Here is a 16518-nt window from a genome sequence, read left to right on the forward strand (position 1 = left end):
TGGAACTCGCCGGAGCGACCTTAATGACCAAGCCGATCTGGATCGAGGCGGCGATCAACGGGCCCTGGGGCAAGGAGCGGCAGCCGGGCATTCCGATCAGCATTCCCGACATCGTCTCGAATGGCATCGCGGCCGTGGAAGCCGGTGCGGCGATCGTGCACCTGCATGTCTACGACGTTGCGACCGGGCGCCAGCGCGACGACTGGCAGCTCTATGCGCAGGCGATCGAAGGAATCCGCGCCAAGGTCGACGCCATCGTCTATCCGACGATCCCCATCCTCGGCTCCGGTTATGCCGGCGACATGCATGGCTCTGGCCGCTACACCCATCTGGAAGAACTGGCGAAACGCGGGCTCGTCGAATGGGGCGTGCTCGACCCTGGCTCCTGCAACTGGACGACCTTTGCCGGTATCCCGCAGGGCGAGGCCGGCTTCATCTACCAGAACCCGGGCGAGCATATCCGCGAGGGGATGGAGGTGGCGCAGCGCCACAAGGTGCATCCGAGCTATGCGATCTACGAGCCCGGCTTCACCCGGCTTGGCGCCGCGCTGGCCAAGGCCTATCCGGGCATGCCGATGCCGGTCTATCGGCTGATGTTCTCGGACGCTTTCGCCTGGGGCTTCCCGCCGCGCGAATGGGCGCTGGAAGCGCATCTGAAGCTGCTGGAGGAGGACGCGCCCGACGCGCCGGTGATGATCGCAGGGCTCGGCGTCGATCTGTCGGAGCTGGTCGGCCCGGCGGTGGCGCGTGGCGTCCATGTCCGCGGCGGGCTCGAGGATGCGCCCTTCGGTTGCGAGAAGACGAATGCGCAGCTGATCGCGGAGACGGTCCGGCGTGTCGAAGCGGCAGGTGGTCGCGCGGCGAGCGTCGACGAGGTACGTAGCGGCCTTGCCCGTGCGGGCAGCGCCTAAGAAATCGAGGAATTGCGTTCGATGAGCCTGAGAGACGAATTGCTGGAGCGGTTCTTCCGCTATGTCGCGGTCGAGAGCCAGAGCGATGCTGCCGCGACGACGCTGCCGAGCACGCCCGGCCAGCAGAAGCTGGCGGAATTGCTCGCCAGCGAGCTGCGCGCACTCGGGCTCGACGATATCGTCATCGACCAGCATGCGACGGTGACGGCCGTGAAGCGCGGCACCCGGCCGAACGCGCCGCGCATCGGCTTCATCGCGCATGTCGACACGGTCGATGTGGGACTGTCGCCGGTCATCAAGCCGCAGCTGTTGCGTTTCGCGGGCGAGGATCTCCGCTTGAACGCGGAGAAGGAGATCTGGCTGCGCGTCGGCGAGCATCCGGAAATCCTGCCGTGGAAGGGCCATGACGTCGTCTTCAGCGACGGTACCAGCGTGCTCGGCGCCGACAACAAGGCGGCGGTCGCGATCGTGATGACGTTGCTCGCACGGCTGAACGACGAGGATGGGCATGGCGACATCCATGTCGCCTTCGTGCCGGACGAGGAGATCGGCCTGCGCGGCGCCAAGGCACTCGACCTTGCCCGCTTCCCCTGCGACTTCGCCTATACGATCGATAGCTGCGAGGTCGGCGAGGTTGTCTACGAGAACTTCAACGCTGCGGCGGCCGAGATCGTTTTCACTGGCGTCACCGCCCATCCGATGTCGGCCAAGGGCGTGCTGGTGAATCCGCTGCTGATGGCCCAGGACTTCATGGCCGCCTTCGATCGGGCGCAGACGCCCGAGAACACCGAAGGGCGCGAAGGCTATGTCTGGTTCACCGAACTCTCCGCCCATGCGGCGCAGGCCGTGCTCAAGGCCAATATCCGCGATTTCGACCGCAGCTCCTTCGACGCGCGCAAGCGCAAGATCGGGGAGGTCGCGCAGCAGATCGCCGGCCGCTATCCGACCGGCCAGGTGAGCGCCAAGGTGAACGATGTCTACGGCAATATCAGCGACAGCCTCGGCGACGATCGTCGCTCCGTCGATCTGCTGATGACCGCGCTGAAGGAGTTGCAGATCGCGCCGAAGGTCATCCCGATGCGCGGCGGCACGGATGGCGCGGCGCTGTCGGCGCGGGGGCTGCCGACGCCGAATTTCTTCACCGGAGGGCTGAACTTCCACTCGCGCTTCGAATTCCTGCCGGTGCCGGCCTTCGAAGCCTCCTACGAGGTGGCGCGGCGGATCTGCCTACTGGCGGGGCAGGGCGGCTAGAGCGTCCCGCCGGCGGTCGCCGAGGCCTGCGGGAAGCTACCAGGTCACCTGCAGGCCAATGTTGCCGGAGACGCCACGGCTGCGCTCGGAGGAGGTGTTCGTCAGGTAGCTCGCCTTCGCGAAGAGGCTGACGTTGCTGGCGATTTCGGCCGCGACACCTCCGCCGACCTCGAGCGCGGTCTCGTCATAACGTGTGGTGATCAGATTCGCGTCGAAGAGGGTTTTGTCGCTGCCCTTGAAGGTGTGCCAGAGGTCGACCGTGAGATAGGGCCGGACCGGAACAGAGCCCCAGGTGTAGCGGCCTTGCAGCCGGGCGCCGATCCGCCCCGATACCGTGCTGGAATCACGGTGGTCGATCGAGGAGAAGAGATCCCTCGTCCGATCGAGCATCGTGCGCTGCCAGACGAGCTGGGCCTGCGGCTCCAGCACGAGGCCCATGCCGAGCGTGATCGGATAGCCGGCTTCGACCGAGCCGGTGAAGACGGAGCCCGTCGCGTCCGCCTTGACGCCACGATCCGAGCGCGGGTCGCCGTCGAGCCAACTGTGCATGGCGACCGTGTCGACATACCAGCCGCTGGGGCCGATATGCGTCCAATAGCCGCCCAGGCTATAGCTGCTGAGCGAGAGCTTGCCGGTACGCGCGCGCAGTTGCCCGACAGCGAAGCCGCGGATGTCGCCCTCGGCCCGGCCATAGCCGAAGAACAGGCCGAAGCGGTCGCGATGGCCGTTCGGCCTGTCGATGCCATAGAGATCGAGGCCGGTCTGGAGCCCAACGACGTTGCCGTTGAACTCAGGGCTCACATCGCCGGTCTGGCGCTGCTCGCGACGCTCGCCGAAGATGCGACCCCAGCCGGCGGTGGCGCGTTCGCCGCGATCGAGCAGATATTGATCGCCCCGCCGCTCGTGGAAGGTGCCGAGTGTGCTCAGGGCGACCATGCGGGCCGTCGACGGTGTCAGCGTGTTGGTCGCAACCTCTGGCCGGTAGAGCGGTACGGCCGCTGTGCCGGGGGCCGGTGCGATGACAGTGCCGCCTGCCGGGGGAGGGGCGACGACAGGGGGCGCACCGGGCGGCTGCTCCGGCACTGTCGCGGAAGCCTGCTGGGGTGTTGTCGCAGCCGCCGATGCCGCGGGCGGCGCAGTCGAGCGGAGATACCAGTTCTCCTCGCTGCCCGCCGTCACGCCGCCGCGATAGAGCACATATTCGAAGGCGCCCGCCGCAATGGGGCCAGCCTGGGAGAAGGCCCCGGGACCGGTCGTCGCGCCGTTGGTCGCGCTCACGACCTCGATGCCGCTGCCGAGCGTCAGCGCGCCTGCTCCGCCCAGGTTGACGACACTGATCGAAGTCTGACCGCTGGCCGTGCCGTTGGAGATGATCAATCGGTCGGATGGCGAGTTGCTGTCGCCGAGGACAGTGTGGAGGCCGAGCCTTCCGTTCTGGCCGATATAGTTGCCGAGGATGGTGAGGCTGTCGGTTGCCGCCGCGGGGCCGTTGGTGAGGTCGATCAGCCCGGCGTTAGTGACGGTCACGAGCTGCCCGGTCGTGAAAGGTACGACGGCATGCGTGCCGTTGCCGGCGAAAACGGTGCTGCTCGAGTCGATTGCCAGCGTTCCGGTGCCTGTTCCCGCGTCGCCGAGGGTTAACGTACTGGCGAAGGTGAGCTGCGAGTTGTTTGTCAGCTCGATCCGCTCCCAGTTGACAAAGCGCGCGACGCCGGTCGCGCTCGTGTTCACCCAGGTCAAGCGATCGGTGCCGGTGCCACCGTCGATCACCGCGGTCGGCACCAGGTTGGCGGCCGTCAAATTGGTGAAGGTCGCGGTGTCGTTGCCACACCCGAGCTGGAAGCCCGATGACAGCACACCACCGCCGTTCCAGTTGACGGTGTCGGTGCCGTTGCCGGCGATGAGTGCGCCGCCGACGGAGCCGCCAGAAATGTTGAAGACATTGTTGCCGTTGCCGAAATTGACGAAGCCGCCGATCACACCGCCCGAGAGGTTGAGCGTATCGTTGTTCTGAGCGGCGAGGACGTTGCCGACGACCGTGCCGCCCGACATGGTCATGATGTTGTTGGCGAGCGTCATGTTGATCGAGCCGATCTGGCCGCCGGTGATCGTGACGAAGTCGCCCTCGTTCAGCCCGCCGGTGATGACGCCGCCCGAAATCGTGGCGAAGTCGAGTTCGCCGCCCTGGTCGACCGTGCCGTTGATCGTGCCGCCGGTCATAATGAACGTATCGACGCCGTCGCCCAGGCCGCTGCCCTGGTCGAGGTTCCCATTCAGGGTGCCGCCCCGCATGATGAAGGTATCGTTGTTGTTGCCCTGGCTGACATGGCCGTTGATTGTTCCGGCATTGTCGATCTTGAGCTGGGCATTGCCGGGGTTGAGGATGTCGCCGTTGATGGTCCCACTGGCGAGGTTGGTGACGGTGTAGACGCCGTCGCCGGCGAGATTGAGCGCCGCTCTCGTCCCACCATTGATCTCGGCGGCGCTGCCACCGACGCCGTTGTTGATGATGATGGTGTGCGTCGCGCCGGCGCCTGTACCGGCGGCAATGCCGTCCGTCGTTCCCCGGATGATGCCGCTATTGTCGACCACGAAGCTGCGCGCGGCCGCACCAGCCGCAAAGCTCTGCAGAATGCCTGTTGCGGCATTGCTGGCGGCCGTTCCCGCGATCGTCGCACCAGTGCCATTCACGATCCTGATCGTCGTGGCAGCGCTGCCTTGCGTAATCGCGGTGCCCGCTGCTCCGCCGGTGCCGGCATTGGTCGCCGAGATCGTCCCGAAATTGTTGAAGATGCTGCTTCCTGCGCCGGTCCCGGAAGAGAAACTCATTCCGCTGAGGGTCGTGGCCGAATTGCCAGCCGCCGTGATGGAGCCGTTGTTGTTCAGCGTGTTCCCACGCGTATTGGTGCCGAAGGTGAGCGCCTGGCCGGACGGAGCCTGCTGGATCGTCGCATCCGGATTGACCTCGACTGTGACCGGCACGCCTGCTGGTGCTGCGAAGCCGTCGGCGTCGGTGCCGGAACAGGTGACCGTTGCGCCCGCGCCCGGTGGGTCGGGCAGGCATTGCGACTGTGCCGGCAGAGCTGCAAATAGTCCGGCCACGCCGGCTGCGAGAGCGGTGGGCCGCCCCCTCAAGAATGGATGGAGCGAACGAATCAGGCCTTTGAGCCTCGGTTCATCCACACGGAGTTGCCTGGAAAGTCTGGAGCTAGAGCATCGCCGCATGCTCGCCTCGCTTCTGCATATCCCCACACGCAAGATGCAGTGAGAAGCATCTGCGAACAACCGCAGCGCGAGCAATGGTACCCTGCGTGGGCGTTGATCGTCTCGAAAGGTAAACCGCCGGTCTTGGCCGGGGTGGCGTCAATCCCTAGATCAGATTTGCGCAAAGGCCTTGCGCCGGAAATCGAGAAACCCATGTCCGAACGCGATAGCGAAGCTAACCGATTCTCAGCCCGCGCGGCGCGCTATGCCCGCGTGGGCGCGAATGTCGGCGGGGTCGCGGCGCGGATGGCGGGCGCGCGGCTCTTCGGCATGGAGGGGCGCGACGCCTCCAATGCCGAGGCACTGGCCAGGGCGTTGGGCGGCCTGAAAGGGCCGATCATGAAGGTGGCGCAGCTCGTCGCCACCATTCCCGATGTCGTGCCGCCGGAATATGCGGCCGAACTGCAGAAGTTGCAGTCGCAGGCACCGCCGATGGGCGCGGCCTTCGTCAAGCGGCGGATGATGGCCGAACTCGGTGCCAACTGGCGCGAACGCTTCGGCGAATTCGACCTCAAGCCGGCCGCGGCCGCCTCGCTGGGGCAGGTGCATCGAGCGACGACGCTGGAGGGCGTGCCGCTCGCCTGCAAGCTGCAATATCCCGACATGGAATCGGCGGTGGAGGCCGATATCGCGCAGCTCGAGGTGCTGTTCTCATTGCATCGGCGCATGGGCGCGGTGATCGATACCAGCGAGATCGCCAAGGAGATCGGGGCCCGCGTCCGCGAGGAGCTCGACTATCGCCGCGAGGCCAAGCATGCGGCGCTCTACCAGGCGATCCTGGCGGACACGCCGGAGGTGCGCGTGCCGGCTCTGGAGCCTTCGCTCTCGACCAAGCGCCTGCTCAGCATGCACTGGCTCGACGGCAGCCCGATCCTCTCGCACAAGCAGGACGGGCAGGAGGTGCGAGACCGCATCTCGACCGCGATGTTCAAGGCATGGTGGCGGCCCTTCAGCCATCATGGCGTCATCCATGGCGACCCGCATCTCGGGAACTACACGGTGTTTTCCGAGGATGACATTCCGAAGGGCATCAACCTGCTCGACTATGGCTGCATCCGCATCTTCCCGCCGAGCTTCGTCGGCGGTGTCGTCGACCTCTATCGCGGCCTGCAGCAGGGCGACGAGGCCCGCGTGGTCCATGCCTACGAGACCTGGGGCTTCAAGGGGCTGACCAAGGATTTGGTCGACACGCTCAACATCTGGGCGCGCTTCATCTACGGGCCGCTGCTGGAGGACCGCGTCAGGCGCATCGCCGAGGATGTCAGCCCCGCGGAATACGGCCGCAAGCAGGCCTTCCAGGTGCATCAGGCGCTGAAGCAGCGCGGGCCGGTGACGGTGCCGCGCGAGTTCGTCTTCATGGACCGGGCCGCGATCGGGCTTGGCGGCGTCTTTCTGCATCTCGACGCCGAACTGAATTTCCACCGGTTGTTCGAGACGGAGATCGAAGGTTTTTCGATCGAGGGTGTTACGGAGAAGCAGGCGAAGGCCTTGGCCGGCGCGGGGCTCTAGCCCGCGCCGGCTGGTGGTCGGTCCGGAGCAGGCTGGGCCTAGAGCGGCCCCCAGTGGATCCAGACGCCGACGATCAGCGAGACCACCGAGATCACGAACCAGACGGCGACCAGCGGCAGCACGAAGCGGACCCAGCGGCCATAGGCGATGCCGGAGGTGGCGAGCACCGCCATCAGTACGCCCGAGGTCGGGTTGATGCAGTTCATGATGCCTTCGCCGAGCAGTACCGACTGGACGGTGACCTGGCGGGTCAGGTGCAGCGCATCGCCGAGCGGCGCGAAGATCGGGATCAGCGCGGCCGATTCCCCCGAGCCCGAGGAGATCGCGACGTGCATCGCGGCGGCGCTGATGAACATGCCGATGGCTGCGACCATAGGCGAGAGCGGTTCGAGCAGGCTCGACAACGCGTTGACGATGGGGTCGAGGATCTTGCCGTCGGCGAGGACGATCGAGATGGCGCGGGCGAGGCCGACGATGAAGGCGCCCGGCACCAGCTTGCCGCTGCCACGCAGGAACTCGTCGGCGATCTCGCTGGGGCTCATCCGGCAGATCAGCCCGCCGCCGATGGCGATGATCAGGAACATCGCCGTCATCTCCGGCTCGCCCCATTTCCACTGCAGCGTGCCGACGATGAAGACGACGAGCGACACCGCGGCGAGGCCGAGCGCCAGCCATTGCGCGCCGGACATCGTCGTCTGCGAGGCGGCGGCCTTCTCGGAGACGGCGCGCTGTTCCGCAGTCATGGTCGCGCCGATGTTCTGGGCGCGGCAGCGGCGGGCATAGAGGGCAAGGAAGGCGATGGTCGCCAGCAGGAAGCCGAGGCCGACGACGGCGCGCAGCTCCATGCCCGAGAACAGCGGCAGTTCCGCGAGGCGCTGTGACAGGCCGGTGGTCAGGGGGCTCAGCACCGCCGAATTGAAGCCCGAATAGGCACCGAGATAGATCAGCCCGACGCCGAACTCGACCGGCAGGTTCATCGAGCTCGCGATCAGCAGGCCGAGCGGCACGAAGGCGACGACCGAATTCGCGACGATGCCGAGCGTGCCGAGCAGCGAGAAGATCGCGCAGACGATGACGATCACGGTCAGGTCACCGGATCGCGAGGCGCCGCTCAGCCGATGCAGGGCGCCGGCGACGGTGCCTGTCTTCTCCAGCACCGCGAGCGTGCCGCCGGTGAACAGGATGAGGAAGATGATCGAGGCCGAGTTGACCACGCCGGTGGCGATCGCGGTGAAGATGCGCCCGGGCAGGACGCCCTGCTGCGGGACGGCGTGTAGGCTACCCGGAACGACGAAGCTCACCCCGTCCTTCATGACGCGCTGGAACTCGCCGGCCGGGATGATCCAGGTGGCGAGGGCGGCAATGACGAGGATGCAGAACAGCAGGACGTAAGGGCTCGTCGGCTTTTTGCCCTTGTCGGCGCGTGTCGTGGCCGTCGCGGGTTTCTGGAGGTCTGCAACTGTCATGATCGTGTCCTGAAGGCGGGCAGGTATAGTCTGCGGTGGCGAAGGTCGCGCTTCGCTGCCACGTCCCGCGGTGTTTTCGATGTCGGATGCCGCCATGCATCGGCGGCCGGGGCCAAGGCCCGATGGCGATGACCGGTAGACCTCGCAAGAGCCAGTTTCAACACTCTACGGCTCATGGCGGGGGTGCAGCTTCGGTGGGGCAGGGCGCTTGGCGCTCCTCTCCGTTGCCGACCACGCGCGTGTGCGCTAAACGGCTTCTGGAAACCGTTTCTCGTCAGGATCAGACCATGGCCGACCACGCCCATCCCGCCGATGCCCCCCCGATGGATTATATCGAGCATGAGCGGACCTATGTCGGCTTCGTGCACATCGCCGAGGTCGCCACGACGGTTAGCCTGGCGATCGTGGCGGCGCTCGCAGTCGGTGGCGTGAAGCACGCCTGGGGGACTGCGTTGATCGGCACACTGCTCGCGGTCATCGCCGCGGGGCTCGGCATCGCCTCCGACAAGATCTCCTGGCGCGCGCCGGTCGTGGTGCTGGTGCTGATGCTGCTTGCGCTGCTGCTCTACTGATCCGTCGTCCAGCGACCACCTGAATAAGCAAAAAGGCCGGCGTAAGCCGGCCTTTTTCGTTCCATGGCTCGAGAGCGCTCAGCTCCGGAAGAAGCCACCGCCACCGCCGCCGCCGAGGCGGGACTGGCCGGCGCGGGCCTGGGCGTTGTTGCCGTCGAGGCCGAGCGCGCGCTGATAGGATTGCTGGGCCTCGGATTTCTGGCCGAGCTTCTCCTGGGCGAAGCCACGGCCGGCCCAGGCATCGGCGCTGCGATTGTCGACGTTGAGTGCGGCGGTGAAGTCTTCCAGCGCGGCGTCGTACTTGCCGAGCGCGTTCAGGCTCTGGCCACGCGCGATATAGGGCGGGGCGGTATAGGGGTTACGGTCGATCACCGAATCGAAGTCGGTGACGGCGTTCTGGTTCTGGCCTTCCTTCTGGTAGACGAGGCCACGGGAATGGAACGCCTCCGCCGATTCGGGATTGAGCCGGATCGCGGTGTTGAGGTCGGAGAGGGCCTGCTGCAGATTGCCTTGCTGGCGCAGCAGATTGGCGCGGGCGACGTAGGCCGGCCCGTAATTCGGGTTGGCCGTGGTGGCCTTGTTGAAATCGGCCATCGCCGCGTCGTTGCGGCCGCTCTGGCGCAGCGCCAGACCGCGATTCGTATAGGCCGAGGCGAGATTGGGATCGAGCTGGACCGCCTTGGTGAAGTCGCCGATCGCATCGGAATAGCGGCCGACGCGGGCGTAGGCCGCGCCGCGGGTGTTGTAGGCGCCCGGATCGTTCGGATTGCGGCTGATGACCTCGCTCAGCGAGCCGATATTGACGCTGGCATCGGCGCTGGCGTTGGTGTCGACCACGGCGACGGAGGGCTGGGAGGAAATGCCGGAAACGCTGTCGCACCCGGCCAGTGCCACGGCCATGCCGGCCGCCGCCAGCCAATAACTGCCTCGGATCATGCTTCGCCTCATCGATCTCGGCCTCGTCGGTCCTGTGTTTCGCTTGCCGCGGTGCCGTTGTCCAACGGTCGTCGAGTCTACAAGACTTGCCGCGGCGTGATCGCGCTCCCCAGCCGAACAGCGCCTCGTCAGAGAAGACGCCCGAAACCCGCCAAAACTTGGTTAACGCGGCTGAAAAACAAGAACGCCCGGAGCGGACTCCAGGCGCCTGTCATTCTCGGACCCGTCAAGGACCGCTAGAGAGCGGCCCGACCAGGATCAGGGGCGCTTCGGCTTCGCCGGGGCCGGCAGCAGGCCTTCGCGCTGCAGCTTCTTGCGGACGAGCTTGCGGGCGCGGCGAACGGCCTCGGCCTTCTCGCGCGCCTTCTTCTCGGAGGGCTTCTCGTAATGGCCGCGGAGCTTCATCTCACGGAAAATTCCCTCGCGCTGCATCTTCTTCTTGAGAGCGCGGAGAGCCTGATCGACATTGTTGTCGCGAACGAGAACCTGCACGTGAGTGTCCGTCTTTAACGAGTTGATCCAAAGATTCGGGCCGGCGACACCGCTATGCGGATCGCGCGAAGGTCCGTGCCGATAGCAGGATTCAGTTCGGCTGTCCACGGCACATGGCGGCGAAAATGCAGGCGTGGCCTGCTTTTTCACCGCGCCGGAGCGATTTCTCAGCCGCGCTCGGGGAAAACACGGGTGACATGGCCCATCTTGCGGCCGGGGCGGGCATCGCGCTTGCCGTAGAGATGCAGGTGCGCGCCGGGTTCGGCGAGGATCTCGCGCCAATGCAGTGCGGCCTCGCCGATCAGGTTCTCCATCTCGACGCGGCCGCGCCGTGCGGCGGAGCCGAGGGGGAAGCCGCAGACGGCGCGGACATGCTGGTGGAACTGCGAGGTTTCGGCGCCCTCGCTGGTCCAGTGCCCGGAATTATGCACGCGCGGGGCGATCTCGTTGACAACGATGCGCTCGGTTCCGTCCTCGGCCAGCACGAACATCTCGACGGCGAAGACTCCGACATAGCCCAGCGCCTCTCCGATTCGGCGGGCCGCATCGATCGCTGCGGCAGAGGCGGCCTTGCCGAGCTCGGCCGGCACGCGGGTGACGGCGAGGATATGATCGCGGTGCTCGTTTTCGCAGACGTCGAAGGCCGCAAAGGCACCGTCCAGTCCGCGAGCCGCAACGACCGAGACCTCGCGCTCGAACGGCACGAACCCCTCCAGGATCGCCGGGAAGCGGCCGATCGCCTCATAGGCGTCGGCGAGATCGGTGCCAGGCGCGATCTTCACCTGGCCCTTGCCGTCATAGCCGAAGCGGCGGGTCTTCAGGATCGAGGGGCGGCCGAGCGCTGCGACGGCGGCTTCGAGATCGGAAAGCGATTCGACGGCACGGAACGGGGCGACGGCGAGGCCGAGGCCGTCGACGAAGCTCTTCTCGCTCAGCCGGTCCTGCGTCACGGCGAGCGCCCGCGCACCGGGATGCAGCGGCGTACGGGCGGCGAGGAAGGCCGCGGTCGCCGCCGGCACGTTCTCGAACTCATAAGTCACGACGTCGACGGCGTCGGCGAAGCGGGCGAGCGCCTCCTCGTCGTCGTAATCGGCGACGGTATGGCGGGCCGCGACGTCGAAGGCCGGGCTGTCGGCCTCCGGAGCGAAGACATGGCAGCGGATGCCGAGATCGGCTGCGGCGAGCGCGATCATGCGGGCGAGCTGGCCGCCGCCCAGGATGCCGAGCATGGCGCCGGGCGCGAGGCCGGTCGGGACGGGCGCGCTCATGCCTCGTTCCGGTCCGGGCGCTCGGCGATGCCGCCGCTCTGGCGGGCGCGATAGGCGTCGAGGCGCCCGGCGAGGGCTTCGTCCGACAGGGCGAGGACGGCGGCCGCGAGGAGCGCCGCGTTGACCGCGCCGGCTCGCCCGATGGCGAGCGTGCCGACGGGAATGCCGGCCGGCATTTGCACGATGGAGAGCAGGCTGTCCTGACCCGAGAGCGCCTTCGACTCGACCGGAACGCCGAAGACCGGCAGCGGCGTCAGCGAGGCGGTCATGCCCGGCAGGTGGGCGGCGCCGCCGGCACCCGCGATCACCACCTTGAAGCCCTCGGCCTTGGCACCCTTGGCGAAGGTGAAGAGACGCTCCGGCGTGCGATGGGCCGAGACGATGCGGGCATCATAGGGAATGGCGAGAGCGTCCAGCGCCTCGGCGGCATGGCGCATCGTCGCCCAGTCGGACTGGCTGCCCATGATGATGGCGACGGGGGGGCTGGTCTGGGCCATGGCTGCTCGGGCTCTGCCTCGGAAGCGCGCGATCTAGACCGCCAAGTACCAGATAAGCAAGGGCAGAATCAGGCGAAATGCCGTCGCTGCCGGGGTTATGCGATGATGTCGGGCGTCAGAGCGTCCTCGATCTGGGCGATGCGGTCCTTCAGATAGAGCTTGCGCTTCTTCAGCCGCTGCACCTGGATCTGATTGATCGAGCCGACACGCTCCAGCGCGTCGATGGCACTGTCGAGATCGCGGTGCTCCTCGCGCAGCCGCGCCAGCTCCGCGGTGAAGGTCTCGACCTCTTCCGGGCTGAGCTCGAATCCCATGGCTATCTCATCATCGCCGCACTTCTGCGCGACTATGCCTTTGCCGCGACGCGCACTGCAAGAGCGGCGCCGCGGCGCGCGAGCCAGCGAAGCCTCATATTCACGGCTTCCTGGGAACCAGTCGGACAGGATCACAGAATCTCATGAATGCCGTGTGACAGCCCGGGGCAGACGCGAAGCCGGCTTTCTGTCAGACTGGCCCGGTCAACCGCTCATCAGGAGGATCCAGATGTCGTTGCAGACCCGTCTTATCGAACTCGAGCGCAAGCATCGCCAACTCGAAGATGCGATCGCTCAGGCCGTGGCGAGTCCCTCATCGAGCGACCTCAGCGTCGCGGAGCTGAAGCGGAAGAAGTTGCTACTGAAGGATGAGATCGAGCGCGTCAGGCTGACCATGCCGGAGCCGACCTTGCACTGAGACAAGAAGACAGCGCCAGCACATGGCGCGTCGTTGGATGCGGTATCGAGCCGGCCCTCCGAGGGCCGGCTCTTTTTTGTCCGGTTCCTGCTGCAGGGATGGAACCTTTCCGCGCCCCCGCCGTTCATGCGTGGCGCTTCACCATGGGAGGGCGAGCATGGGCATCATCTGGACCATCATCATCGGCTTCATCGCAGGCATCGTCGCGAAGTTCATCACGCCGGGCTCGAATGAGCCGTCAGGTTTCATCCTGACGACAATCCTCGGCATCATCGGCGCCTTCGTGGCGACCTATCTCGGCCAGTCCCTGGGCTGGTATGCGCCGGGCGAAGGAGCCGGGCTGGTCGGCGCCATCGTCGGTGCCGTCATCGTCCTGTTGGTTTGGGCGATGATCAGTGGACGACGCAGTTCCGTCTGATCCCATGAAGAAGGAGTGCCTATCGTGAGTAATGATGGCAACAGCAGCAGCGGCTTTCCGTCGCTGACCGCCCTGCTCGGGCTTCTCGCCGTCGCGGGCTACCAGCACCGCGACCAGATCTCGGACTGGTTCCGCAACAACATGGGCGGCGGGCAGGATGCTTCGCAACCCGGCGCCGGACAGGCGAATGCCGCGCCCGGCCAGCAGCAGGGCAGCGGCGGTCTTCTGGGCGGCCTCGGCGGGCTTCTCGGCGCGGGCGGTGCAGGTGCGATCCTGAACAGCGGCCTCGGCGAGCTGGTCGATCGCTTCAACCAGTCCGGACAGGGCGACAAGGCCAATTCCTGGGTCGGGTCCGGCCCCAACCAGGATGTCGCGCCGGGCGACCTCGAGCAGGCGCTCGGTCCGGAGGTGCTCGACGCCATCGCCAAGCAGACCGGCCTCTCGCGGGAGGACCTGCTGGCGCGGCTCTCCAAGGTCCTGCCGGATGCGGTCGACCGCTATACGCCCGGCGGCAGCCTGAGCAGCGCCCGCGGCTGAACGCCCCGGACATAAGACAGATCGATATGCCGATGGCGCGGGCTAGAGAGCCCGCGCCATTTCGCGCAGGCGGAATTTCTGGATCTTGCCGGTCGAGGTCTTTGGGATCTCGGTGAAGACCACCGTTCGCGGGCATTTGAACGACGCCAGATGCTCCTTGCACCAGGCGATGAGCTCGGCCTCCGTCGCGGTTTTACCCGGCTTCAGCTCGATGAAGGCGCAGGGCGTCTCGCCCCATTTCTCGTCCGGCCGGGCGACGACCGCCGCCGCCTGCACGGCCGGATGCTTGTAGAGCGCGTCCTCGACCTCGATGGAAGAGATGTTCTCGCCGCCCGAGATGATGATGTCTTTTGAGCGGTCCTTGAGCTGGATGTAGCCGTCCGGATAACGCACGCCGAGATCGCCGGTGTGGAACCAGCCCCCGGTGAAGGCGGCCTGCGTCGATCTCGGATTCTTCAGATAGCCCTTCATCACGACGTTGCCGCGCATCATCACCTCGCCGAGCGTCTGTCCGTCGCGGGGAACGGGCTGCATCGTCTCGGGGTCGAGCACGTCGAGCCCCTCCAGGGCCGGATAGCGTACGCCCTGGCGGGCCTTCTTGGCGGCCTGCTCGGCGGCGGAGAGGGCATTCCAGTCGTCGTTCCAGTCGTTGACGACGGCGGGGCCATAGCACTCGGTCAGGCCATAGAGATGCGTCACTTCGAAGCCGGCCTGCTTCATGCCGGCGAGAACGGCCTCGGGCGGAGGCGCGGCGGCGGTGAAGAAGGAGACGGTCTGTGGAAAGTCGCGGCGCTCCTCGGCCGGGGCGTTGAGCAGCGTCGACATCACGATCGGAGCGCCGCAGAGATGCGTGACGCCATGATCGGCGAGCGCGTCATACATCGCCTTGGCCCGGACCTGCCGCAGACAGACATGGGTGCCGGCCACAATCGAGATCGTCCAGGGGAAGCACCAGCCGTTGCAGTGGAACATCGGCAGCGTCCAGAGATAGACGGGGTGGCGGCCGAGATTGCCGGTGATGACGTTGGAGGTGGCGAGCAGGCTCGCGCCACGGTGATGGTAGACCACGCCCTTGGGGTCGCCGGTGGTGCCGGAGGTGTAGTTGAGCGCGATGGCATCCCATTCGTCACCGGGCATCTGCCAGTCGAAGCCGGGATCGCCGCTCGCGACGAAATCTTCGTATTCGATCGTGCCCAACCGCTCGCCCGGCCCGTCATAGACCGGGTCGTCATAGTCGATGACCAGCGGCTTCGCCTTGCAGAGCGCCAGCGCCTCCTTGATCGTCTTCGAGAATTCGCGGTCGGTGATCAGCACCTTGGCCTCGCCATGGTCGAGCGAGAAGGCGATGATCGCCGCGTCGAGCCGCGTGTTGAGCGTGTTCAGCACGGCGCCGGCCATGGGCACGCCGTAATGGCATTCGAGCATCGCCGGCGTGTTCGGCAGCATCGCGGCGACGGTGTCGTTCTTGCCGATGCCGTGCCTTGCCAGCGCGGAGGCGAGCCGGCGGGAGCGGGCATAGAACTCGGCATAGGAGCGCCGCAGCGAGCCGTGGACGATCGCGGTGTGGTTCGGAAAGACGGCGGCGGCACGCTCGAGGAAAGTCAGCGGCGTCAGCGGTTGATGGTTGGCCGGGTTGCGATCGAGATCGGTATCGTAAGCCGAGCGGGTCATGGATGCGCCTTCTGCCGGAACGTCAGCGCAGCCTTAGCGGCCGGCGCCTCCTTCGGTAATCCATCCTTTTTTCCGATGCGGCGCAATCGCGCGGCGGCTCAGCCGAAGAGATGCAGCCCGCGCAGACCGTCGAAGACGAGCTTCGCCCCGACCAGCAGGAGCAGCCAGTAGATATAGGTGTAGAAGCGCTCGGCCGGGACACGCCGGACCAGCCAGACGCCGGCGAAGGTCGCGGCGACCGCGACCGGCAACAGCGCCGCCGAGGCGGTAAGGTTCTGCAGACTGAACTGGCCAAGCGCGATGTAGGGACCGACCTTCACCAGGTTCATCGCAGCGAAGAAGATCGCGCCGGTACCGACGAAGACCGCGGGCGGCAGCTTCTGCGGCATGACGTAGATCTGGAAGGGTGGCCCACCGGCGTGAGCGATCATGCTGGTGAAGCCGCAGACGAAGCCCCAGACGCTGCCCGCGCCCCAACGGGCCTTCGTGGCGACGGCCGCGCTCTTGTTGCCGCCCAGCATGCGGCGCAGCGCAAAGCCGATGGAAATGATGCCGACGGCAAGCCCGACCGCGGCATCCGAGACCTTTGCCGCCAGAAGGTAACCCGCCAGCACGCCGACGAATGCGCCGGGCGCCAGCGTCGCGAGGTTGCGAAGGTCGAATTCGCGGCGATAGGACCAGACCGTCACCACATCCTGGGAGATGAGGAGCGGCAGCATGATCGCGGCCGCCGTCACCGGCGAGACGACCAGCGCCATCAGGGGCAGCGAGAGCAGGCCCAGGCCCGCGAAGCCACCCTTCGACAGCCCCATCAGGATAACGGCCGGCACCATGGCGGCGAAGAATGCGGTATCAAAGGTCATGGAGCCGGAATCCGCGGGAACGGGGCGGGTGGGCGAAAGTCTGAGACGGCGATGCTTGCGCCAGGCGGACGGAATGCGCAGGGTTCCCGGCAAAACCGCCACGCGAACCGCCGGCCCGCCCGCGAGGCTTT

General features: G+C 66.5%; 16 protein-coding genes. 7 read left to right on the plus strand and 9 right to left on the minus strand.

Translation table 11 applies throughout. The annotated features are described in order from the left end of the window. Nucleotides 1-23 precede the first annotated feature (23 nt). On the plus strand, nt 24-911 hold the full coding sequence (locus CE453_RS08120; RefSeq protein ID WP_089174130.1) for a beta-keto acid cleavage family enzyme: 888 nt from the start codon (nt 24-26) through the stop codon (nt 909-911). A gap of 21 nt (nt 912-932) precedes the next feature. Then, a complete protein-coding gene (pepT, locus tag CE453_RS08125; protein WP_089174131.1) occupies nt 933-2162 on the plus strand; it encodes a peptidase T in 1230 nt (409 codons plus the stop codon). A 36-nt stretch (nt 2163-2198) separates the two neighbouring features. Here pepT and CE453_RS08130 read toward each other — a convergent pair whose 3' ends face one another. Continuing rightward, complete coding sequence (locus CE453_RS08130) at nt 2199-5264, minus strand: autotransporter family protein (protein WP_157732945.1); 3066 nt, start codon at nt 5262-5264, stop codon at nt 2199-2201. 315 nt (nt 5265-5579) lie between these two features. On the opposite strand from CE453_RS08130, the gene CE453_RS08135 reads away from it, so the two are divergent. Next, nucleotides 5580-6935, plus strand: a complete 1356-nt coding sequence (locus CE453_RS08135) for an ABC1 kinase family protein (protein WP_089174133.1) — start codon at nt 5580-5582, stop codon at nt 6933-6935. A gap of 38 nt (nt 6936-6973) precedes the next feature. Here the strand turns inward: CE453_RS08135 and CE453_RS08140 are convergent, their stop codons facing one another. Next, nucleotides 6974-8401 (minus strand): YfcC family protein, encoded by a 1428-nt coding sequence (locus CE453_RS08140; RefSeq protein WP_089174134.1) that lies wholly within the window; start codon nt 8399-8401, stop codon nt 6974-6976. 287 nt (nt 8402-8688) lie between these two features. Here CE453_RS08140 and CE453_RS08145 point away from each other — a divergent pair, with 287 nt between their 5' ends. Next, nucleotides 8689-8973, plus strand: a complete 285-nt coding sequence (locus CE453_RS08145; protein WP_089174135.1) for an aa3-type cytochrome c oxidase subunit IV — start codon at nt 8689-8691, stop codon at nt 8971-8973. Between the two features lie 78 nt (nt 8974-9051). On the opposite strand, the gene CE453_RS08150 is transcribed toward CE453_RS08145, so the two are convergent. From CE453_RS08150 to CE453_RS08170, 5 genes are all read right to left on the minus strand, one after another. Then, nucleotides 9052-9909: a tetratricopeptide repeat protein gene (locus tag CE453_RS08150; protein WP_248307995.1), complete on the minus strand. Its 858-nt coding sequence runs from the start codon at nt 9907-9909 to the stop codon at nt 9052-9054. Nucleotides 9910-10167: 258 nt separating this feature from the next. Then, nucleotides 10168-10401 carry a 30S ribosomal protein S21 gene (gene rpsU / locus CE453_RS08155; protein ID WP_089174137.1) on the minus strand — a complete coding sequence of 78 codons (234 nt, stop codon included), beginning with the start codon at nt 10399-10401 and terminating at the stop codon, nt 10168-10170. A 167-nt stretch (nt 10402-10568) separates the two neighbouring features. After that, a complete protein-coding gene (locus CE453_RS08160) occupies nt 10569-11669 on the minus strand; it encodes a 5-(carboxyamino)imidazole ribonucleotide synthase (protein ID WP_089174138.1) in 1101 nt (366 codons plus the stop codon). Beyond that, on the minus strand, nt 11666-12166 hold the full coding sequence (gene purE / locus CE453_RS08165) for a 5-(carboxyamino)imidazole ribonucleotide mutase (protein WP_089174139.1): 501 nt from the start codon (nt 12164-12166) through the stop codon (nt 11666-11668). The genes CE453_RS08160 and purE overlap by 4 nt, the downstream gene beginning before the upstream one ends. Nucleotides 12167-12261: 95 nt before the next feature. Beyond that, nucleotides 12262-12480 carry a YdcH family protein gene (locus CE453_RS08170; RefSeq protein WP_055728071.1) on the minus strand — a complete coding sequence of 73 codons (219 nt, stop codon included), beginning with the start codon at nt 12478-12480 and terminating at the stop codon, nt 12262-12264. Between the two features lie 229 nt (nt 12481-12709). On the opposite strand from CE453_RS08170, the gene CE453_RS08175 reads away from it, so the two are divergent. The 3 genes from CE453_RS08175 (at nt 12710) to CE453_RS08185 (ending at nt 13853) form a co-directional block, all read left to right on the plus strand. Beyond that, complete coding sequence (locus CE453_RS08175) at nt 12710-12898, plus strand: YdcH family protein (RefSeq protein WP_089174140.1); 189 nt, start codon at nt 12710-12712, stop codon at nt 12896-12898. A gap of 157 nt (nt 12899-13055) precedes the next feature. Beyond that, nucleotides 13056-13316: a GlsB/YeaQ/YmgE family stress response membrane protein gene (locus tag CE453_RS08180; RefSeq protein ID WP_089174141.1), complete on the plus strand. Its 261-nt coding sequence runs from the start codon at nt 13056-13058 to the stop codon at nt 13314-13316. A gap of 24 nt (nt 13317-13340) precedes the next feature. Further along, on the plus strand, nt 13341-13853 hold the full coding sequence (locus CE453_RS08185; RefSeq protein WP_248307996.1) for a YidB family protein: 513 nt from the start codon (nt 13341-13343) through the stop codon (nt 13851-13853). Between the two features lie 42 nt (nt 13854-13895). Here the strand turns inward: CE453_RS08185 and CE453_RS08190 are convergent, their stop codons facing one another. After that, the gene (locus CE453_RS08190) at nt 13896-15524 is read right to left on the minus strand and encodes an acyl-CoA synthetase (protein WP_089174142.1); all 1629 of its coding nucleotides are present in this window, start codon (nt 15522-15524) and stop codon (nt 13896-13898) included. 98 nt (nt 15525-15622) lie between these two features. Next, complete coding sequence (locus tag CE453_RS08195; RefSeq protein ID WP_089174143.1) at nt 15623-16387, minus strand: sulfite exporter TauE/SafE family protein; 765 nt, start codon at nt 16385-16387, stop codon at nt 15623-15625. Nucleotides 16388-16518: the final 131 nt, after the last annotated feature.

This window comes from Bosea sp. AS-1 (genome assembly GCF_002220095.1).
GTDB lineage: Bacteria > Pseudomonadota > Alphaproteobacteria > Rhizobiales > Beijerinckiaceae > Allobosea.